12 protein-coding genes are annotated in these 23839 nt (G+C 42.3%); 2 read left to right on the plus strand and 10 right to left on the minus strand.

The features are described from left to right. Positions 1-55 precede the first annotated feature (55 nt). Both PCY70_RS12370 and PCY70_RS12375 read right to left on the minus strand, forming a co-directional pair. Entirely contained in the window at positions 56-4528 is a 4473-nt protein-coding gene (locus PCY70_RS12370) for an S-layer homology domain-containing protein (protein WP_305767573.1), read from the minus strand. Between the two features lie 139 nt (positions 4529-4667). Continuing rightward, on the minus strand, positions 4668-7214 hold the full coding sequence (locus tag PCY70_RS12375) for a hypothetical protein (protein ID WP_305767574.1): 2547 nt from the start codon (positions 7212-7214) through the stop codon (positions 4668-4670). Positions 7215-7453: 239 nt separating this feature from the next. On the opposite strand from PCY70_RS12375, the gene PCY70_RS12380 reads away from it, so the two are divergent. Together PCY70_RS12380 and PCY70_RS12385 are read left to right on the plus strand one after the other, a co-directional pair. Beyond that, positions 7454-8938, plus strand: a complete 1485-nt coding sequence (locus PCY70_RS12380; RefSeq protein WP_305767575.1) for an MATE family efflux transporter — start codon at positions 7454-7456, stop codon at positions 8936-8938. Continuing rightward, positions 8905-10314, plus strand: a complete 1410-nt coding sequence (locus PCY70_RS12385; protein WP_305767576.1) for an MATE family efflux transporter — start codon at positions 8905-8907, stop codon at positions 10312-10314. Before PCY70_RS12380 ends, PCY70_RS12385 begins: the two co-directional genes overlap by 34 nt. On the opposite strand, the gene PCY70_RS12390 is transcribed toward PCY70_RS12385, so the two are convergent. From PCY70_RS12390 to PCY70_RS12425, 8 genes are all read right to left on the minus strand, one after another. Continuing rightward, on the minus strand, positions 10268-13708 hold the full coding sequence (locus tag PCY70_RS12390) for a hypothetical protein (protein WP_305767577.1): 3441 nt from the start codon (positions 13706-13708) through the stop codon (positions 10268-10270). The genes PCY70_RS12385 and PCY70_RS12390 overlap by 47 nt on opposite strands. Before the next feature lie 72 nt (positions 13709-13780). Then, positions 13781-14878 carry a hypothetical protein gene (locus PCY70_RS12395; protein ID WP_305767578.1) on the minus strand — a complete coding sequence of 366 codons (1098 nt, stop codon included), beginning with the start codon at positions 14876-14878 and terminating at the stop codon, positions 13781-13783. 19 nt (positions 14879-14897) lie between these two features. Next, positions 14898-16523, minus strand: coding sequence for a sulfatase family protein (locus PCY70_RS12400; RefSeq protein ID WP_305767579.1), 1626 nt, complete (start codon positions 16521-16523; stop codon positions 14898-14900). Between the two features lie 15 nt (positions 16524-16538). Next, on the minus strand, positions 16539-18875 hold the full coding sequence (locus tag PCY70_RS12405) for a beta-galactosidase (RefSeq protein ID WP_305767580.1): 2337 nt from the start codon (positions 18873-18875) through the stop codon (positions 16539-16541). A gap of 13 nt (positions 18876-18888) precedes the next feature. Continuing rightward, a complete protein-coding gene (locus PCY70_RS12410) occupies positions 18889-20502 on the minus strand; it encodes a hypothetical protein (protein WP_305767581.1) in 1614 nt (537 codons plus the stop codon). Positions 20503-20549: 47 nt separating this feature from the next. After that, the gene (locus tag PCY70_RS12415) at positions 20550-21905 is read right to left on the minus strand and encodes an ABC transporter substrate-binding protein (protein WP_305767582.1); all 1356 of its coding nucleotides are present in this window, start codon (positions 21903-21905) and stop codon (positions 20550-20552) included. A gap of 73 nt (positions 21906-21978) precedes the next feature. After that, positions 21979-22845: a carbohydrate ABC transporter permease gene (locus tag PCY70_RS12420; RefSeq protein WP_305767583.1), complete on the minus strand. Its 867-nt coding sequence runs from the start codon at positions 22843-22845 to the stop codon at positions 21979-21981. A gap of 16 nt (positions 22846-22861) precedes the next feature. Beyond that, positions 22862-23821: an ABC transporter permease gene (locus PCY70_RS12425; protein WP_010168465.1), complete on the minus strand. Its 960-nt coding sequence runs from the start codon at positions 23819-23821 to the stop codon at positions 22862-22864. Positions 23822-23839 lie beyond the last annotated feature (18 nt).

Below are 23839 nucleotides of genomic sequence, written 5' to 3' on the forward strand. Positions count from 1 at the left end.
TATGTTTCTGTTTGGCAAGGCTCTGCGAAAAATAAGATGGGGCATTACAAAAATTTTATCGATTCATTAAAGCAAGAAGTCTATCAATAACGGCGGCGAGCTCCACTCGGCTAACAATTTCTAACGGGCGCAAGTCTCCCTCTTTTGACCCAACCAAAATGCGGTTATAAACTACAACTCCCACAGGCCAGGTCAAATCTTTGGATACGTGCCAGCCGTCTCTAAATACATTTAAATTAGTCGCCATATTATAGCCGATGCCTCTGTAGCGCATGTAATTGTATATGATCATGGCCAACTCTTCTCTAGTAACGGCCTGGTATGGACGAAAAGTACGATCATCAAATCCGGTATATACATAAGTATTTCTGGCCCAGTTGCTAGCATCTGCAAACCAGTCGTCGCTATCTACATCGGTGTATAGATTAAATAAAGCGCTATCATATTGGCTACTGGAGCCATCGATTTTATACAGTATATCGATAATAGTTGCCCTGGCGGCAGGGTCGTTTGGCTTAAATAGTGTTGCAGTAGCTCCGCTCATCAGCCCTTGCGCATATAAGGATAATATAGAGTCGTATCCCCAATATGTGGGAATAATATCGACAAACGGATTTTTGATAGGGGTAGGCGGCTTGTATGCCTGATTAAAACCATCGTCCGCACGATCTTCGGCATCGTTTTCTCGTTTGTCTAGCTCTCGCTGCCTATCTAATAGTAAATCGTTAAGGCGTACGTTTTGTTCTGTTACCATAAATTCGCCAAGAGCTTTGACGTCTAGCTTAATGGTTTCGTCGTCTTCGTCATACTGAATGCCCAATTCACTATATTTGCCGTTGTCCGTAACTTCATATAGATACACATCGCTGGGTTCGTCTCCCTCCATATCATAAGGAAGTAACAGCTCCATTACGCCTTCGATTTCATCAAGTTCTGTGCCATCAACAGCCACCACAATAGACCAATACGGAAACTTATCAATCGTTTCGTCTTGATCATCGGTCAGTCTGGAATCTGTATCAATGGTGATCTCGATGCTTTTGCCTTCTGGAATTATAATATTTTCTGCCGAGGACTCGTCGTCTTCGTCTAGAACTTCATCAACAGCCTCGTTTAAGATAGAGCGCAACGCATTGGTGGAAAATTCTATAGTTCCAGCCTTTGTAACAACTGTCAAAATTGCTCTGTCGCTTAATAGTAATGTATTCAAAACTCCGCCATGAAGTTCAAGGGAAGCAAAGTCTTTTTTGCCACCAACGTCTAATCGCAATTCGGGAATGGTATTTCGCCTAATGGATTCTTTAACCAAAAAGTCGATAGCACGCATCATGTATTCGTTATCAAACTTGGTTAGTTCTAATGTAGTTCGCAGTCCAAAAGTATATGGATCAAATCCTTTATCATCGGGATCGGGATCGGGCTCGGGATCAACTGTGTCGGGTTTGGGAATCACAACAATAATCTCATCTGTAGTGTTAAAATACGTGGATACAGCAGTAAATCTCAGCTCACCATCTGCTTCGGTGGTAGCCTTTTTAAAACTTGCTGCCAATGGATAGATCTTATCAATAACATACTCGTTTGTTGGCATGCCATTTACTGTCAAAAAGTTTTCGTAGTTTAAGATGTTCTCAATAGCATTGCTACCAAATTGGATGCCGTCCTCATAAAATGACGCGCTATCGTTTTCAACACTCCACTCGCCGGTAATAGAACTGTTTAGTCCCCAGTCTTCTGTATTTAGCGTTTCTGCTAAATTATCAAATTGCTCAAGATCCCCCACTTTTAAATGTATCTCAATAGTGGCAGTTTCAGGAAATGTTGTTGTATAAACGGTATTATTAATAGGATCTGCAAGCGAAACCGTAAGATGGAATTCGAGGAATCCATAATCCGGATCAGCCTGAGGCGCATCGTAGTCGAGAGGTGTAACGTCAAATTCCACATCCTCGGCCATTACACGCATGTCGCCAATCAGCTCATCAGATAACATAATTTTCGCCTTAAGCATTTGCTCGATTCCAGTTGCGATTTCTTCTTCGGTATCGCGATCAAATATAATAACGTTATCATCAGACAGAACTTCGTATTGTACTGGTGCGGAGGGATTGAGAGGGTCTTCTATTGCAGGAGGCTTGACTAGTTCGGTGACTACATTAAAAACTTCTTGATACTCGGGTGCCAAATTGATTGGAATGGTGAGCGTTTCGGCCTTTGAAAAATATGTTGATACTATAATTACGTCTATAAAACCATCCGATGACGCAGTGGCTGGAGTATAAGTTTTTGCAATGGGTATAATTTGGTCTATAATCTTAACGACGTCCACAACTTCGGGCTTTGCGTCAGGATCATCGGGGTCAACTTCTTCAAATATGATTTCGTTTATATCGCCCAGTAGTCGTTGATATTTGTTATCTAAATATTCGTGAGAGCTCGAATAAAACCCTTCAATGTCATTAAACACACTCCAAGATTCTGTGTTTATTATATTTAATCCCCAAGCATTGTGAGAATTTTTGAGAGTCTCTACTGCTGCAGTGTGAAGCGGAGTCTCCAAAGTTACTGTATATACAGGTACGGCAAATTTTTCCAACAATACCGTGGTGATTTCGCCAGAAACTGGATCGGTAAGAGTTAATGTAACATCAAAAAAAGTCAGCTTGCTTGCAATGTCGCCAGAATCAAATCGAGATATAGTAGGGTTATAGTTGATAGCGGTACTTGGCGTGGCGGTAGTGTTTTCTACAAACTCAAAGTTGATGTATTCTGCTAAAGCTCTCTGGTTTCCGGTAGTAGCGTTAAGTAACCCTGCCTTAGACAAAACGGCTAAATCGAGTGCGACATCAGAAGGCATTCGGGTATCGGAAATCTGGTAGTCTTTTAACATTGTATCACTCATCAACATTTCTATCGCAAGATTTAAAACATCATTATAATCTCCAACAGGATCTGGCTTTTCAATTATGACACGAATTTGTTCTATCTGGTTAAGGTGAGCAGATGTAAAAATAAAATCCATAGTACCTGCTATATCGCCTGTTGCGGGTATATACGAGCTTTTTAGAGGATGCAACTCAAAGTCCATGTTCAATGCTGCAACATCAATAAAGGCTGCTAGCTGAGTTGCAGCAAACTCGGTACCTCCAGAATAAAAGTCTTCGTTGGTTAATGGCTCACCAGTAGTTGCCCATGAATCTACAATGGCTTTGTTGAGCCCCCAATCGCTGGATTTAGTGGCATCGGGTTTTAGTTCGGCCAAAACTCTATTGTATTCTGTTCTAACGGTGGCAGTTTCGGGAATGTTGGGTGCAACAACTGGAGGAATCGAGGCTATCTGTAGTCTGTCTGTTTTGGCCTCGTCTACTCTGCCGTCTGGATCGACCAATTTTAAATTTAATGTAAACTCAAATGCGTCTGTTGTGGTTGTATCGTCGCCCTCTTCTATAATCTCGCTGGCATCAACTTGGATATATTCGATAATTTCGCGTTCTAAGGCCACAACTGCCGGGTCGGTCTTGTTTAAGACGTTTTCCAAAAGCATTAGTTTGGTCAGATCTTCTATTGCCGTAAAAGCATCCGTAGAATCATTTAGAAATGCATAATCCAAAAATGCAGAGCCGCTACCAAGCAAGGTGACTACTTCATCGAATACATCCTGATACTCTTCAAGCAACGGTGGCTTAAGTATCGGCGCTTCGATCACTTCAACAAGCCCGATTCCTTCTGCAACAATGCTAAATGCAATACGTCCATCCAAACCATATTGTACTGGTCGATAGGAAAATGCATCTGGTAAGATTCGATCTATAACTAAATCATCTGCAGTAGGATCTGGAGCAGGGTCTGGTGCAGGGTCTGGTGCAGGATTTCCGCCTTCGGTACCATCTCGAAGCGTTTGAGCATACGCTAAAGTTTTGGTATAAAAATCGGTAATCGTATCTTCTGTCGCAATCCAATCGGCGGTTGATTCCATATTTAGATTCCATTTAAAATCAGGATTTTTGAGTTTATCAACCAATGCCTGAAACTCGGCTCGTTCCGCATCGGCAATTGGATCGTTGGCATATATAGGAATTTGTAGTTCGATTAGCTGAGTGGAGCTAGTATCTCGAACATTTGATGGAGCTGCAATAACGATCGTGCATGTGGCAAATCCAACAGGCAAAATTTCGCCAGCCTCTGGTGTCGCCGTATTAATGGCATATGAACTGGTTGTCGCAGAAAATCTAAATTCTTCTGCAACAAAACGCTCCGCATCAGTTAATGCATTAAGAACTTCGGCTCTCGCAACTTTGGCAACGAGCTCAGCTATTTTTGGCATATCAATTGATCCATCAGACCCAGTAATATCTTTGTCATGGATTTTGTATTTATCTAAAGCAGATCCGTCGGATAAGTGGATCGTTGCCTTTTGTAAAACAGAAGTATAGCCAAGGGCCATCACGTTTGTATGTACGATTGGAGACACTGCGGGTACATTGACCACACACAGTGCAGCTAACAATAATGCTATATGTCTTTTCATATAAAAATTCCCCCTTTTGATATAATTTTACCTCTTTTAACCAGTTTGAGTCAACTGATAATATTTGTCAATAGAACATAAAGTAATAAAGACCTTCCGCAATTGAGTAGAAAGGTCTTCGAGATGCGTCTTTATTATCTCAGCAAAATTCATCTGCATACGCTTGTGAATCGGAGACAAATTCCGCCGTGTTATATTCTGCGCCAATATTAAAAGACGCATCCATTTGAGTTGTGTAACAAGCTTCGTTATGAAATATATTTTGTTCTGCCATAACATCGGCTAGCAATGCGCGAAGCCCGGTAGTATTAAGTGTACCGTTCTTAATTGCGGCAACAAAGTCTGATGTCTCGGTTTTAATGCGGTGTATGGCTTGCGCAACGTCGAAGTCTTTGAGATCATTGTCATCGGCAGTAGTTATTTTTTGGCGATCCACAATGACCGCGCAAGTTTCGGTTTCATACTTCGAGTGATCAGACTCGACAATAGTCGAAGATGGCTTGGTTCCAACTATAATTTCAGCTGAAAATTCTTCTATGGCATATTGTAGAGTGGATTGCGCCATAGCAAAGTCGTCGGATTCAGAATCTGTCGCATTGGCGACTTGAGATGCGCTAACGATGGCTTGTACAAAATCCTCATACGCGTCAGACATGGCATATACGATGCAGTTCGCCACATGTTCCTGCCCCAAAATATTATCATCCAAAATAGTAGTGGTGTTTGCTAAATTCCAGGCAGCATCAATTAAGTTTCGCAAAATATTGTTGTTGGCAAAGTTTTGAACATCGTTATGAAACGCGGCAATAGCTGCATGGAGCAAAGAGGCGGTTGCGGCAATTTCGCTATTGTCTCCAGAATCTAATGCGTTTTGGGTATCGACGATTACTTCGACTAATTTTGCCTTGGCAGAGTTGACAAACAATTGGTTACTAGCCTGATCGCCTAATGATTCTGCAGTATCTAATAAAGTGTGGGCTTGCGTAATTTGTGTCAAAATCTCTGTAGTGTTAATGTATTCCCCCACCTTCATAGCTGCAGAAAAAGCATCGGCGGCATCATCCAAAGACGCCAACGCTTCTTCGATAGTTATCTCCGTTGCGTTTCCCGCAGATCGCACCACGGCCTCAGCTTTAGAAATGGCGGAAACATAAGCTTCCATAACAGAATCGCTAACATAAACAGAGCCAAAAGCTACTGTTGAAGGTGCACAGTCAAGAGTTTTTATACCAGACATTAGTATATACGCATCAGAAATGGCGTCTACTAGCGCTTCGATATCTAAATCAACTTTTGTACCCACTAAAATCGAATTTTCAAACTCGGCAATGTGAGTAACATCCGTAGAATCTGTCGCAATAGAAAAATTTAACGCATCCATCGTGGCAGTAGTTACAAATTTTATGTTGTTGGCGACATCTGCGGGATCCGCATCGATAACATAAATTCCAAGCTTTGCGGCATTGGCAAGGTCAACTGCCGTGGTAAGTGTAACGGGATCGACGCTGTCTTGATATTGGCCATAATTTAGATGTTCAAAAAATGAATCATAAGCATAGTGGAGATTGTTAATGGCGCTTACAATAAAGTCATTGATATCGGAAGCCGCCAAAGATGCAGCGGAAGCGGGGTCGATAATAACAGTCTGTGCCCCATGAATTGCTCTGCTAAACGCTGCATAGTCACTGATTGTGGTAAATTCTATATTGGCAGGTACAATGTTGGCAGAAGTAAAATCGGCATATACGGCAACACCGGCGCGCAACTCCAAAGATTCATGAATTGCCTCTATTAAATTAGAGATACATAATTCGTTTTTGTGAATTTCACCTAGAAATATTTTTGTGGCTGCGTTTAAATTATCGGCCGCTGTAGTTACGGCTAAAAAATTTTGGGGGGTTGAGATAATTAAAGTCGCTTCATCTATGATTTGGTCAAAAAGAGCGATGGCATCTGCTGAGGCAACCGACATATTAGTTTTTTCTTCGGTAACTTGCGATCTGGCAGCGAAGGCCTCATCTAATGCATTTTGGAGAGACGTCGTATCGATAGTTGCGCCAACTCCAATTTGAGTTTCGGTGATCAAATCGTTTACGGCAAATTCTAACGCAGTCATATGAGAGACGATATCGATTGGGCTTAGGCGTTTGTGATTTTCTATATTTTCGACGGTCGCAGTAATAGGCGCAACAACAGCAACAAAATCCTGATATGCTTGATTGGATACAAATTTTGCACCCATCGGGATATCTGCTGCGGATGTGAGCTCGTCTAAAATTAGTACATTATTTATAACGCAGAGAGTCTGAGTTAGAGCAGTTTGCAAATCATCAATATTGTAGTGTAGGCGCAACTGACCATGTTTGGTAGACAACTTAAACTGGTTTGTTGCAATTTTTAAGATTGATATTGCCGATATGATGGCATTTAAGTTGGTAGTATCGGTACTTTGTGCGAGATAAATGGCATCATCAAATAAGGCCATATCGGTCTCTGAAATAAAAGCGATATTTTGATCTACATTTTCTGGAGAAGCATCCAGAACCAAAATTTTTGATTTGTGAGCAATAGCAATGCCGATTTCGTCAACCAACTTAGTTGCGTAAGAATCTGTGGCTGGATCGATCGCATCGACGGGTGTTGCGTCTGCAGATAACTTGGTTGCCAATCGTTCTTGAAGTTTCATCTTCTAGTCCCCCTTAAAATCTATATTTAGTCAAATAGTTTATATTTGAAAAGCCGAAAAAAAATGTCTTATTATAAAACATATCGGATAATTTTGCAATAACTTTATGCCATGCTAGCATTTAAATTATAATTGCCGCATGAGATGCGAAGAGGATGAGATAAAAAAATTTTATGTACATCTAGATATTTTATGTTAGAATAGAAATACAAATTTATTGGCAGAGAGGATTAAAAATTATGGTAAGTCAAGATAAGCGTTTTGAAACAGAACCGCTCAACAAACTGATACTAGCGATGGTGATACCGTGTTTTATGGCACAACTGATTAACGCATTATATAATATTGTAGACAGGATATATATAGGGAGAATTCCGGGAGAGGGAGAGTTGGCGTTAACGGGGTTGGGGCTAACTTTTCCTATACTACAAGTCGTGGTGGCGATAAGCGTGTTTGCAGGGTCGGGAGGTGCGCCGCTGGCATCTAGATATTTTGGTAAGCAAGATTACGACAAAGCAAAAGATGTTCTCCATACCTCCGTCACAATGCTAATTATATTTTCGATCATATTGACATTAGGATTTTACATAGCAAAAGAGCCGTTACTATATTTATTTGGTGCCAGCGAGCAAACCGCTCCATATGCAGATGCGTATTTGTCGACATATTTGCTAGGCACAATTTTTGTACAATTTACTATGGGATTAAACCCGTTTATAAGTGGTCAGGGCAATGCCAAGGTTGCGATGATGTCGACCGCGATCGGTGCCATAATCAATATCATATTGGACCCGATTTTTATATTTGTATTTGGGATGGGCATCCAGGGAGCTGCATTGGCGACGGTGATCGCACAGGGGGCGAGTGCTTTATGGATAGTGAGATATTTGGCGTCTAGCAAAAGCGCTATTAGGCTCGATTTTAAAAAACTGGGGCTCAAGAAAGATTGCGTTAAGACGATTTTGATTATGGGGATGCCTCTAGTTATAATGCAGCTGACTAATAGCATCGTCACGATCGTGCTAAACTCGGGTGCGCAAAGCTATGGCGGGGATATGTATGTTGGTGCCATAACTATTTTGGCAAGCATCGCAACGGTTCAGTATATAGCAGTAGACTCTGTTCGCCAGGGAATCATCCCTATTTTGGCATATAACTATGGAGCCAGAAATAAGGAGCGCCTGATGGCGGTAATAAAGCGCCTAATAATATTTACGACCAGCGTGTCTATGATAATCTCAGTAACAATATTGTCGTTCCCAGAAACATTTGCCGCAATTTTTAGTTCAGATGCAGAACTAATGAGTCTTACAGCTAAATTGATAAAAGTGTATTTTCTGGGAACGCCATTGTTTGGAATATTGATGTCGGCGCAAGGTTGCTTTGTTGCATTTGGATTTGCAAAAGTATCGATATTTATTGCAATGATCAAAAACGTTGTAATTTTAATTCCGGGAGCATTAATTTTGCCACATTTCTATGGAGTAGAAGGTATTTTTTATGCGCAGCCGCTGTCTGATATGGGAGCAATAATAACTGCAGGGATAGCGTTGATTGTTGCTGTGAAATGGATTATACGCAAAATGGACAATACGAATATACATAAAATTACGAGGCCACCTACTTTTCGAGAATTACCGGTGTTGGTTGTGAATAATCATCCAGTGGCTGTACAAACTCAACATCAACAATGGAAAAAACTCCGGCAGGGACGGCAACACTAATAAGTCAAGAAAAACGTTTTGCAACAGAATCGCTGAACAAATTGATATGGGCGATGGTGATGCCCGCATTTATGGCGCAACTTATTAACGCATTATATAATATTGTGGACAGAGTATATATAGGTAGAATTCCGGGAGAGGGAGAGCTGGCGCTAACGGGATTGGGACTAACGTTTCCTATATTGCAAATTGTGGTAGCGATGAGTGCGTTTGCAGGGTCGGGAGGTGCGCCGCTGGCATCGAGATATTTGGGGAGGCAAGATTATAACAAAGCCAAAGATATTTTGCAAACCTCGGCAACATTGCTAATTATATTTTCGATTATACTGACCGTTGTATTTTACATAGCGAAAGAGCCGCTGCTGTATTTATTTGGTGCTAGCGAGCACACCGCTCCATATGCAGATGCGTATTTATCGATTTATTTATTGGGAACAATTTTTGTACAATTCAGTGTAGGGCTAAATCCATTTATAAGTGGGCAGGGCAACGCCAAGATCGCGATGTTCTCAACTTTGATTGGTGCAGTGATTAATATCATATTGGATCCGATTTTTATATTTGTATTTGATATGGGTGTTCAAGGGGCCGCTATAGCGACAGTAATTTCGCAGGCCGCGAGTGCCATATGGATAGTTAGATACTTAACGTCTGACAAAAGTGTTGTGAGATTAGATTTTAAAAAGCTGGGGCTCAAGAAAGATTGCGTTATGGCCATCGTTGCCATAGGGATATCTCCAGTAATCATGCAAAGTACAAACAGTCTTGTAAATATAGTGTTAAATTCTAGCTTTCAGCACTACGGTGGAGATATGTATGTGGGCGCCATGACAATTTTATCCAGTATTGCAACGATGCAGTTTATCCCAATTGATGCTGTTCGCCAAGGGGTTATTCCAATATTGGCATACAACTATGGTTCCAGAAATAAAAAGCGTTTGATAGCAATCATGAAACGTCTACTAATATTTACGACCGCCGCGTCGATGGTGACATCAATCGTAGTATTGGCGTTTCCGGAGCTGTTCGTTGCGATCTTCAGTTCAAACTCGGAGATGGTCGATCTTGCATCTGGTTTGGCAAGGGTATATTTTTTGGGAACACCATTATTCGGAGTCATTATGGCAACGCAAGGCTGTTTTATAGCATTTGGCTTTGCAAAGTCGTCTATATTTATTGCGTTACTCAGAAAAATTATAATTCTGATTCCGTTTGCCTTAATTTTGCCACACTTCTATGGAGTAATGGGAATCGTCTATGCGCAACCGCTGGCTGATATTGGGGCAACGATAACTGCGGGGATAGCGTTGATCATTGCGTTTAGATGGATTATAAGAACAATGGAAGATGAGAGCGCAAGCAAAATTGCAAGCTAAACTCGTTGTTTGCTATAGAATATATTTCACCGGTGAGAATATTTGTGGCCGTTTTAGGAGCAACGTTTTGAATTTTCACTTGCGCTACCCTATTGTTTGGCGTAACGTAACCGCCGTCTATAAGTAAAATTCGAGCATGAGTGTCATCGATTTTGGTAACGGTCCAGGCGACCTGGTCATCTTCGGAGGCTACAACGACAGGCATTTTGGCAGCAGATGCCTCCAGTGCCGCAATCACGGTGTCTTTATACGCATCGGGAGAGTGCGCGATACCAGCTTCATCGTACCAAAATTTGCCATCAGTCTTTAGCATTGTTGCAAATCGCGAGTCGGATATGTCGAGGTAAGCGCTCATTTCGGGAACCATTCCATATGGCGTGCTAGGCAAAAAGTTGAGTGTTCGAGTTTTGGCTCCCAGTCCATAGCCGCCAAAGTCGTGGTCCTTGATTGGGGCTCCGCTCCATGGCAACCTCAAGCCGTCATATACAAATGTTTCGGTATTGGCAGGATCGAATTGGTCCATAGCATGTGAAAAGGTAAACGTGGATACGAATTCCTCAGAAGGTTCGAGCATCCCGATAGCAATATCTGGCACCGATAGGAGCGTATCTCTTTGCCCTACAAGCAATATCTGCTGGTCAACCATCTTGTGAATCATATCAAACTGATCCTCATATTTGGTGCCGCCAGTGTTTTGAAATGAGTCTGCCCCATTGGCAATTTGATACGCAAACGAACGCATCTGATGCGACAAAACTCTTTGAAGCCCATGCTCGATATGCCTCACATAGTTTGTGTTGTCCTCGATTAGTCTGCCACCCCAGCTAGAAGCGGCGCCGCTCATCCAGAGCCCTACTCTAGCAGATAAACTAAGCTCTTGCGCACGGCTGTTGGTCTCTTCCATCGTCGGAATAATTACGTTAGAGTAATCACCAGCAATCAGGTCGTACCACTCCGGCATATGAACGTTGCCATTCCAGAAGGAGTTTTTGTTGCGCAAGAAGATTTTGGTGCGCCCCTGCTCCTGGCATGCGTTCGCCATTGGAATAAAATAGTTTTGCATCAAATATTCATCGATATGAGTAAGTTCCGAAAAGATCAAGTATTCCAAAGTATTTGGTGCGCGTTCAATAATACCTAAAACGGTTTCGGGTTGCATATAAAATGGATCGGTGCCATGCCCAGTCCAAATCGAAAACTTTTCACCATTGGCTTCGTGAGCTTCAGCAGCGGCCCAAATTTCTGCTTGTGTCATATCATACTTTTTGCGTTTGTCTTTTCCGGCAGCCCAGTTTGCTGGGAGAATAGCATCGCGATCGTAATTTTCTGTCCAAGTCCACTCATTAGTTGCAAATCCGATGTTGCCATTTGGCGCAATTTTGGCTTCTTTTTCCAGGTTTTCTTCTGGAGTACCTCCTGTGGTAATAGACAGATAATTCTCCTGGGACAAATCTTGATACGCAGGTGCAACGAAGGCATCGACTAGCTTGTTGGTTAATACTAGATTGTCAATTATTTCGGAGAGAAGGCCTTCCGCTTCGATGGCCATAAATATTTCACGCCAGTTGTCATTTTTGAGATCGATAATTCTAATTACATCGCCGCCAGATTGCTCAGCTGCTAAATAAAATAGCCCAGTTTTGGGATCATAGGTGCCGTCGTTGTAGGAAAATCTGCTAAGATGAACCCCCAACAATTTGCCATCGGTGGAGTACTCGCAAATTCTAGATGCATCGAGGTTGATGATAAACGAGTCTGCCTGAGTTTTGCCAATAGTGGTGCCATCAACGAAGCTAAGCGCACCCATTCGGTATCCACGACCGCCCTGAAGTTCGGGAACATATTCTGCCATAAACGCTTTGTCAGGATTTGGCTTTTTGGTCTTAGTGTTATAATCAACGAGTGCGTCATAGTCGATCTCGGCAACCCAAAAATTACCCATCGATGAGATTGAAGGTTCGTAGTTATACAAAATTTCATTTACACCGTCAAAGTCGATATCCGCAGTATCTTGGCGACCGATATAATTTTTACTAGGCGACTTCGTTGTGTGCATTGCGTCCACTCCGATGTTGTTGGGATCGATTATAGAAACTGAATTGGTATAGTTTCCGGCTGGGCTCGATACCATCACGACGTATTCGGTCCCGTCAGCACGCATTCCTGTATCTAGCGTAATAACCATCTCGTCCTGAACCTTTTTGCCATCAGACGCTAATGCAAGAGGGACGCTATTTACGAGATTTCCATTTTTATCCACTTGATATAACGTTTTAGAAACCCCTCCAAAGAAAATTCCCATTTCACCGTTTGCCATCTTTGCGCATGCCACAGCATAGAGCACGCCTCGAGAATCTTCTGTTTCTCCCGTTTCATATGTCCATAATGCCGTCCCATCATGGTCGAAAGCATATAATCTGCCATCCGTCGAGGCGGCCAAGACTTCGTCGAATCCATCGCCATCGATATCGGCAACTTCGAGGCCGTTGATGATTGTTTCCCCAGCTTTGGCATGCCAAATAAATTTGCCGGCATTGTCATAAGCCACGACGCTACCGTCTTTTGACGCACCTGCAACTCCGCGCCCGGTTGCCAAAGTCATAGGCTCCACATGAGATATGTGATACCCGGTTGCCATACTAGTATAACCATCTAGCTGTACCAAAAACTCTGTACCTGCTGGTGTAATCACGGACTCTGCAGATTGGAATTTTCCGGTTAAGCCGTTGTTAAATGTTAATGTTGTTGAAACAGCGCCAGTGCCATATACGGTAACCGCTGTATTGAGTTCCACCTTTGTAATGCCATCTCCCGCAATATTGAGATTGTATGCGTACTTGTCGATCTGAACTCCGCCATCTGCAGTAGAGTTGATAAAATTGATGTGATTTTTGGATTCGGTAGCCGCGATAATTTTGCCAGTAACTACAGTGTTCTCGAGAGTTAACTCACCGTCTCCAACTCCTTGTGCGATAATCAAATCGCCATCGATCGTCATATCTCTAAACGTTGTATTGGCAACATTGACAATTACGTTTCCTGTAACAGATTTTGTATATACATCAGCCTCAGATACAATAAGCTGAACGTGTTGCGCAATGAGATCGTCGATATATTCTTCGGTTGCAGTAGCGTCGGTGGCATCAGCGGCAAAGTCGATGTATAAAGTCTGCTCGAGCGCCGCCACGGCATCTTGCTGGCTAATAGATTTAGATGCCTTTTTATTCAATTGGGTCAATTCGTTTTGATACATCGAGTGAGTTGAGTCGGTTAAGGTGCGATATTGCATTATGTCATCAATTATATTTGCCAATCTACCGTGAGTAAGCGCAGTTTGTGCGTTTGCCGCGGGAGCAATCATTAGGGTTAGAGCAATAGCCATAAATTTTTTCATATCAAATCCTCCTAAAATAACTATAAAAATAACTGCAGAGACTGGTGGTGCCGCTGCAGTAATATATGATGACTACTTTAAATTAAATGTCCAATCAAAATCAGCGAGTGCGTCTACTGTTCCGTTTGGCATTATAAATTCGAAGTTGAGAGATTGGCCTTTTTTGCCAATAGTTTTGTCGTCGGTAAATGTCCAGGAAAGAGTTGGCGTTAGAATTTCGATATTTTTAGGAGAGCTAAGCCCGACCTCTAATGTGGAAGTGCCAGCTCCTCCTGCAATAGAATAAGAATCATACATTTGTAGAGCGAGCGTTACTTTATCGCCTGGTTTTACCGCCTTAACTGCCCTGTTGGCATCGGAAAATAGTGGGCCAGCTGCAGATTTTACTTGTACGCTCATAGCTTGGAGAGGCTTATTTTTGCTAACCAATTTATCGTTTAAAGTTGTAAAAGTGTCGTGTAAAAGTTTAATCGTTCCTGAAGATGTCGGCTTTGCGCTAGGAATAACTGTCGCAAGGACGCAGGCACCATCTACCACCGCGTATTCGGCAGGAGTTTGTATTTCGATATTGTCTATTATATAAGAAAGGCTGGTTTGCCCCGCCATTTGCTTGGCATCAGGCTCTGGGAGATAAAAGCTAATTTCTTTGATCGCATTGACGTTAACGCCCTTTTGCTTATAGCCATCTTCACCCCAAAATTCGTCTTCCACTCCTGCTGCACCATATTGAGCTCCTGAAACCGAGATTTCTCTAGTTTGATGGCTAGGGATGATAAAATAGTTGACCCTTTCGTTATTGGCGGAGTCGGTGATGTTGACTCGAAGTTGAATTTCGAAAGCATTGGGATTTGTAACTGTGGCAGTGAGATAGTCAGATTTATTTATGCTCCACAACTTTCCCTTTGGAGGGGTTAAAGCAAAGTGAGTGGTCGCTGCCCAGTCGGAGGCGCGATTTGGAATAGAAACTTTCATGGCCGATGCGCCATCAGCTACTCCCTCGGCAACTGTTGCGTGAGAGGCACCATTGTCAGCGTCGACAACCCAAGTAGTCGTTTCGCCCGGTTCAAATGATACCTTTGTAAAAGTTGCTGTTGTTGGAGCTGCTGCCATTACTGCGCCAAAACTAGCAAAAACCATTGCTGCTGCAACAAATTTTATAAACTTTTTCATACAATCATCTCCTCTATTATTATATAAATAATTCTGAACGCCAATTTGCATATTTGCCGTGTTTGTGAAATCCGATATCGAACCAATTGATCCAGTCGGGGTGGTTAAAAATTTCGGTTACAGTACAAGCTGAGAAGTCTTTATTTGATAATGCAGTTTTAATTTCCGAAACAAAAGTTGCGCCAAACTCTTCTTTATCCACTCGTTGAAATGTTTGGAACTGGTCGTTACACCACTTGTGATATTTGCCATTTTCAAAGCCTACGTTGCGTTGATTGTCACTTTTGGTAAAGTTGCCATTGACTACCGCGCCATCTGGCCCTTCTGCAGATTCATATGCGATGGCAGCTGTTTTTAGCATGTTGTACGCATCACCACCTCGTAAGGAGTCGATAATATTGTTGGTTTCGTGTGGGTCTAATGCCAAGTAATACATTTCTTCGTAACCCTGATTGAAATTATAAATATATTTGTAATCTTTGTTACGAGCCATAACCCATCTATTTTTGTTGATATATCCGTTGCTTGCGGTAATGATTTGGCGATTTTTTCCAGCAGCGGTGTCTGCAATAGAAGAGCCGTACAGCTTGTAGTCGCACTGGGGATATTTAACGCCTGCAACGTCAAGGCAGGTAGGCAAGATGTCTAGCAAATCTACAAAATCTTCGTTGGTAGTGCCCGGCTCAAATACTTCGGGATATCTAACTAGCAAAGGAATTCTAACAGCGCTTTCGTATGGCACGCTTTTGCTATAATAGCCGCGGTCGCCAAGCATTTCGCCGTGGTCACTAGTGTAAATTACTAATGTGTTATCAAGTTTGCCCGTCGTCCTTAGATGTTCGATAATTTTGCCGAAGCTTTCATCGACCATGGACACGGCCGTATAATATGCCTCCTGATGCTTTCGAAGTTGAGCGTTGCTATCGTCATCGCCATACCAGCTGTTGTGATTTGGGTCTTCGGGATAATAGCGAGCTTTAGGAATTGCCGCAGGGATGGCAGCGTCTTGATAGATTCCCTGATATTTTGCCGGAATATTCCACGGCGGGTGTGGTTTGATATATCCAACAAATAGGAAAAACGGGTTGTCGCCATTTTGCTCTAGCCAGTTGATCGTTTGATTTTCTACCCAAGCAGTTTCATAATTTTCGTCTTTAACGAGGGACTGTTGCGGAGTGTGATAAGCAAGTGGACGCACACCATGAATATTCTGAACATGCCCATCGCCGTTTGCTTTCAAAAACATAGCGTAATCATCATCTTCTAGTAATTTGGGAATTTCTTCCATGGTAAGGCGATCGCCGTAGCCGTGGTGTTCCTTTACCGGAAAGAAATGCATCTTGCCGATAGAAGCGGTGCGGTATCCGTTTTGAGATAAAATGCGAGGCAATGTGGGAATGCCATAATCTTTCATGGGTTTGCCACCAGCATTTTGAAAGTAGCCGTGAGCTCGGCCAGTCATTCCAGTTAGGAGATCGTGCCTGGCTGGCATACAAACGGGATTGTGAGAGTGAGCATAAGTAAAGGAGCATCCCTCCTTGGCAAGTCGATCGAAATTGGGAGTAATCATGTGGTTAAAACCGAGTTCGCCGATGGTGTCATATCGTTGTTGATCTGCTAAAACAATTAATATATTAGGCTTCATTAAAAGTCCTCCTGTTTAATTTAAAATAACCTTCAAAAATTTCATGTTTTCGGGACGCAATATAATGGTAGAGAGTTTTTGACCAGTAAATAAGTCTACAACAGATGCGATTTTTTTTCCATTGGTGGCAGAAAGCGTAATCTTGCCAGGATTTTTGCCAAGCTGAGTAATGCTCATGACGTACTCATTTTCTGATAAAGGTGCAGTGGCGATGAATGCAGTTTTTTGATCAAAGCCATTTGCCTCTGTGGCAGTAATGACCGGATTTGTACCTTGCGCGACGAGCACTTCAAATGCTTCGGCATGCATGTTAGATAATGTATCGTCATCGGTGGAAACAATTGTGAGATCGCCAACGAGTGTTGTGGTTCGCGGTACTTTATACTCGTTAAACTTGAGACTTGCCTCATCGATAATAACATTGCCACCGTTATCTAAATAATTCTGTAGCGCTTCAAACTCTGCGTCTGTTACATATGGCGTATCATAAACCAAAATTGTAGACCAGTCGTCATTGTCTTGCTTGGCAATAATGTTTGGAGTTACAAAGCCCACACCAGCTTCGGAGAAATACATTTTTTCGTGAATTGCCTTTACAGAATCTACTTTAGAGCTCTCAACAGTTACCGTAGTTTCGGAGTGAAAAATCCGGATAGGGCGTTTACGTGATTGCAGAGCGGCAACTTCGGCGCCAAATGCATTGAGATCATGAGCAGTCTGGGCAATTTCGTTGGTGACAGCAGGCAGCTGGCTAGAGCTTCCGAGAAGGGCAGAACCCAATTTTTGTAAATTTAACGCTCCGTCTGCAGATCGACCCCACACCCAAAATTGGCTAGCATCCAGTCCCAATATAGATTGAAGCCAATACGCAGAGCGCGCAAGTTGCGGATTCATCTTAATGTCGATCCATAGGGTACGGCTAATGATGTGATTTTCGGTATTGACGTGTGCCTTATTAGGTGCGACCGACCACATAAAATCGTAAGGCAATGCCATAGTGATCCAGTCATATGCATAAACGTCGTCCCACCAGAGATCCGCACCTATGTCTCGTGCCCGATGCTGTGAAATTCCAGAGTCATCACCGATAAGAGTGGTGAGTTCTGTGAGGGCTTCAAAATCTAGCCCCGAAGCAGTTTTGGTGTTGATAAAATATTCTGGAATCAGCTTAATAGATGTTTGAGCAGAGGGGTCAATAGCCAAAATTTCGTTATGCATAAACGTAAAAAATTCGGTAACATCTTTTTTGTGGAAGGTGATGTAATCATACCAAGGCGGGGTTCCTTCTATGGCAGGATCGAGAGGCACCTCCAACTCGACACTTGAAAAGTCTGCGAAGTTTGTGTTCCAGTTCGCGTTTAACGATGCGATATCAGAATAAACAGTTGCCAAATAATTTCTAAACTTTTGCATAGTGATAGCAGAAATATTTCCCTCCTTGCCTTGGTTGACATACCATTCTCCTTGAGCAGAGACCCAGTGCGGTTCATTTGCTAGTGTATACCCTAAATCCAGATTGCGGCCAAGTTCGGCATTTGTGGTAACAGCAACATCGATCATTCGCTTCAGGTAATCTAGCATGGCAGGGTCGTTTCGATCATAAGCCACATAGTCGCTAAAACCTTTTGCTGTTGCCTCAGGATGTGCCGCTTTCATAAATGGAGTAATGTTTTTGTGTCCTAGCATAAACGAGGAGATGTTAGGATTTTGGTTGAACAATCTCTCATCAAGTTTAGGAGTGTTCAGAGTGGTGGCACTTTTGAACGTAATGCCAAAATCGATATATCCCGAATCGGCATTCCCCAACAAATTGCCGCCCATAGAATTATCTTCCCAGGTGTAGTTAAAAGGAAATACCACGTTGCCATCATATGTATAATTGCTACCATCCAAATGCACTTGGGTCCAGTCGATTTGAGGGACATCGCGTCTTGTGTAGGTGCCATCTATTACCTTTTCTAGCGTTGCCTGGGCTTCTTCTAGCATTTCGTATACTTGAAAAAATTGGTAAGACGGCATATTTTTAGCAAGCTCCGCGGCATTGGGTTTTGCGAACCAAAGCTTTTCGTAAGTTTGTTTAATAGCTGCAGTATTTGCCTGATCCCATGTGGCACCTTTGATAAATAGCTCAGCAGCTTCGATAACGGTTTCTTCACGAGTAACTTCGATTCCAGAATCTCGGGCCTGATCAACCATCACCTTAAATTCGGCTAGCTTTTGTTGTGCATCGGCTCCCATCGACGAGCCATAGTAGTTTAAATCTGTATCGATGTAGAAGTCGTGCTCCACGGATCCGGCAAATGCGGGAGTCGTACATAGGGCTACTGCGAGTCCGGCAATGAATTTTTTCATAGCAAAACCTCCTTTAACTAAAAGTATTGCCTTCGATTTCTAAATTTTTGATCTGCTTTGCGTTCATATAGATTTCAGATTTCGAGCCAATAATGTTGTTGTTTTTAATTTGTAGCGTATCGATCGAGCCACCATATATAAGAGGGAAGTCGCCGACAATTAGCTGATTATTCTCTATTGTAATGTTGCCGTGGAAGTAGCCTTCAAATTCCTCCATTTCGGGATCGATATCGATAAGCGCTTTGCCCCAAGTTTTGGTATTGCGGCGGCTGAGAATGTTGTCTTTGATGATAACACTGTTTGTTGCACCAGACTCATACCATCCGGTCATATCGGCACTGATTTTGATAGCGGCTCCTTCACAATACAATTCGTTATTGGCAATCAAAATGTCCTTTGCAGAAGTAAGTAAGAGGCCACGTGCCCTATTTTTGCCGCCTTTGTTGTTGGTAAATGTAACCGTTGGATAGGAGTCTAAGTCCTCTATGCAATACCCTTGATCGGCCGCAAATTCGAAGGCATCTGTAAACTCGATTTCATAAAATTTGTTATTGATCACATGAATCGACTTCACTGCCGTCTCAGATAATTTTACCATCGTTTTATCAGCATAGATCCCGATTTTAGCACCAACTTTAAGGCTGAATGCTCCCACCTGCTGGCGATGCGGAATTTCTGCAATCACATTAGTGGAGTCAACGACAGCATGAACTCTGAGATAATTGCCATGTACATTTAAAATATCATCGAGCTGATTTTCGAATAGTGAATTTGTAACAACGAGATCTCCGGAGCAGCCCACAAAATGCGTCGCATCAGCATTGGCGGAAACCACTCGGTCGCTGCCAGGTTCAATGGATACCTTAAAATTGTTTAGAGTAATGTTTTCGGTAAACTGAGCTACAACTCCCATAGTGCCAGCGTGATATACGGTGATATTTTCTAATCGTATATTTTTGGAAGAATCGATCGAAATTGCGGGAACGTATCGCTGCTCATGTTTTATAGAAAGGATGGAGCCCACGTTAGGCAGCTTGCGAAACTTCCTCTTAATTTTGAGCAGGCCTGGCTCGAGTTCTTCAACTACTAACGGACCCCATACGCCGTTATCAACTGCATCAGCAAGAGGTCGCTTATCCTGCTTAGAAAATTCGAGGATGCCATGTACAAATTCGTTTGAATAATCGGTGCCAACAAAAGAGAGAACGCCGGCCTTAATTTGATACGGATATTTTGCTTGATCAATCTTGATAACAACTTCATCATCTGCAGCGGCGACAACTTCGCCCTGAGAGAAAAATGGTCTTTCATAATCGATGACAAAATTTTTGAGAGTAATGTTTTCGCTACCATATATATAAAATGGGCAAATTCTGCCAATACCATTGAGCCGCGCACCGTTGCCATCAATTACCAAATTTTTCTTGTTGTATATAGGAAAGGCAACATTCTTGAGGCCAAAATCGTTGTTTGTCATATAAAAAAATCGTTCATTAGCATAGGTGACGCGCAAATCATACGTCCCATTCTCTAGCGTGATTTCATTGCCGCAGTTTCCTAGCAAAATTTTATTGAAGTAATATACGCTATCCTTGAGTATAGAATTATTAATATCGTTAATATTCATCCAAAATCTCCTTTACTATTATTTGTTATTAACTTTATCTATGAATATTATCTTGCATTGGCAACATCGAGGGCAACTTGCCAAACCGGAGAATGTTTTTGAACGGCTTCGGCAGGGGTAAGGCCGTTAAGATAGATGTCGGTATATAATGCCGTGATTTTGACATCTGCAGAAATCATTTTGTCGTAATCCGACTTAGCCGTGCCTGGTGTTAGCGCAATGGCATGAGTTTCGTCAACAGCACGAGAGTCGCGATAAAGAGGATAATGCTCATCTTTCCAAGCAGTCTGCGCATCATATCCAGGAGGCAAACTATTGTATTGATCAAACGCTAGCGCTATCATTTCGGCTTCTTCTTTTGTATATGTACTAGGAATTACGTAGCCCTGACCGCTTGTTTTTACGGTTAGACTACCTTTTGGCCCTTTGGGAAAGCATACGATTCCATAATCATCTTCCATTCCAGCAGCAAAGTCGCGAGCGTTCCAAACGTCTCCCAAAAACATTGCAACATCACCGTTCATAAATACATTTGGAATAGATTTCCAAGGAGTAGGGGTGGTATCGTAGCCTTTATTGTAATAAGCAATGGCCCATTCGAGTGCTTGTAAAGTTTCGGGAGAGCCGGCATTGTTAAAGTAGATGTCATTTTTATCTTTGCCGATGATTGACCCATGATTGGATAAGATGGCCATCTCAAAGAAATGGGTTGGTTGCAAGGCAAAGGCATAGTGGTCGGTAATTCCGTCGTTATTGGTATCGCGAGTGAGCTTTGCAGAAACTTCTTCGAAGGCTTCCCAGGTCCACTCATCGGCAGCTTGTAAGTCGTATAGCAGATCGGGATCTAGCCCGGCTTCTTCAAAGAGTCGTTTATTAAAGTAGACAGTTTTTTCGGGATACAAATCTTTAACAACGCCATAAACTGCGCCACCAACTGTCATCATTTCTGTAACAACTGGATTCCACTTGGGATCAGTAACATCTATATTCTCAAGAGTGGTGAGATCGTAAGCAAGGTGGTTTCGAGCAATAGCATTAGCAAATTCGGGTGGCATTCGATGAATTTCTCCTCCCGGATCTTCGGCAAGAACTGTGGTAGACAAAAATTCAAGAGAATCCATATATGTGGTCAGAGCATCTTTGCTGAAAGTATAGTTGTGCTTTTTGGCCATATTATTTCTATGTTCCCATAGCAGTTCATCATAATTGCTTCTCTTTTCTTCGGGTTCGCTTTCGGAGTTATATTGAGCAACATTAATTTCCCAGCCACCAAAATCTAGTGCAGCGACAGGATCTGTAGTTGTGAGGGCAGTTGCCGGGGGTGTAACAGTTGGTTCGGATTCGGCACATGCAACAAGTGAAGCTGCAGTTATCAAGCTTGCAATCGATATAAATTTTCTCATAATATTCGCCTCCAATACACTTATAGATAGGATAAAAAAGACTCTCAAATGTTATCAAGAGTCTTTTTGCGGATTAGCCCTTAACAGCACCAATCATAACACCTTTTACGAAATACTTTTGTACAAACGGATATACGCAAAGTACAGGAATGATAGCAACGATGATAGTTGCATATTTGATTACATCAGACATATCGGCCTGAAGCCCTGTTGCCACACCAACCACTGTTTCTTCGAGCTGATTTTGAAGCAAAATTTCGCGCAAGAATAATTGTAATGGAAAGAGAGTTCGATCGCGCAGATAGATTGTTGCAGGGAGCCAAGAGTTCCAGTGGCCCACGCCATAGTATAAGGCTATAACGGCCAGAGTTGGCTTTGACAATGGCAAAATGATGTTGGTGAGGACAACCCAGTCGTTTGCGCCATCAATTTTGGCAGATTCTTCTAAGCTGTCTGGGATAGCAAAAAATCCGGTTCGCATTATTATTAGGTTGGAGGTGACGATGGCCCCTGGCAATAGCTGAGTCCATATTGATTCGCCTAGCATTCCGCTGACAACTAAAAACGTTGGGATCAGTCCGCCACCAAATTGCATTGTAAAAATGATTACGATGGTCAAAAATTTTCGAATATATAAATCTCTTCGGGATAACGCAAAGGCACCCAAGATTGTCATAAACATATTGATTGCAGTGCCGGCAGCCACGTAGAATAATGTATTGCGATATCCAATTAATACCGATGGATTGTCAAATACCAGCTTATAGGCTTCGAGCGAAAATCCAAGAGGGTATAGCATAATTCCTTCCTGTTGTTGCAGTAATACAGGATCGCTAATGGATGACATCATCACATAAATAATGGGATATAGCGTTAGGATACATAATAGTGTCAAGGCTGCGACGTTAAAATAATCAAATGCTGTTACTTTTTCTTTCACAAAAGCTCCCCCTTTCTTACCATAAGCTGGTTTCGTTTAATTTTTTGTTAACGCGGTTTGCGATGATTAGCAAGAAGATGTTGATTAGAGAGTTGAATAGCCCCACGGCAGCCGAGTAGCTATAATTACCCTCGATCATACCCTTGCGATATACAAAGGATGAAATAACATCAGCTTGGTCATAAATAGCAGGATTGTATAGCAAAACAATTTTTTCCCAGCCGACAGTCATAGCGCGGCCGACTCTCATAATAAATAGCGTCGCAATAGTTGGCATAATGCCCGGAAGCGTTACGTAGAGAACCTTTTTAAATCGGGTCGCGCCATCGATGGATGCGGCTTCATATAACTCTGGTGCGATGCCAGTCAGTGCAGAAAGGTAAATGATAGTGCCCCATCCAATATGTTGCCAGATGTCGCTGACTACATAAATTGGAATAAACATATCACCGATGTTTAGTAAGTTACCGATGTCGATGCCAAACCACTTAAGTACGTTGTTGATTACACCATCGGAGGCAACCATATCAACTACCAAACCAGCCATAACGACAACAGAGATAAAGTGGGGCATATATGTTACAGTTTGAACTGTCTTTTTGAATTTTTTGGAGCGAACTTCGTTTAAGAGCAACGCCAAAATTATCGGCGCTGGAAAGCCAAATAAAATCGATGTTAAGCTGATAGAGATAGTATTTCGTAGCAAATCCCAAAAATAATAGCTTTCAAAAAAGTCGATAAAATTTTGTAACCCAACCCATTCGCTAGCCAAAATGCCTCGAGCGGGGCGATAATCTTTGAATGCAATCATCAAGCCACCCATTGGTGCGTAGTGAAAAAGGATGTAGTATACAATTACAGGTATTAGCATCCAATAAATCATCTTGTGTTTTTTGTAGTCATTTTTCACATTTTGCCAAATAGTTTTTTTGGGTTTGCCATTAACCAGAGCTTTTTTATGCTTTATTTGTTCCATTGTTAACCTCCTTATAAA

The organism is Candidatus Epulonipiscium viviparus, from assembly GCF_030708075.1.
GTDB classification, from domain to species: domain Bacteria; phylum Bacillota; class Clostridia; order Lachnospirales; family Cellulosilyticaceae; genus Epulonipiscioides; species Epulonipiscioides viviparus.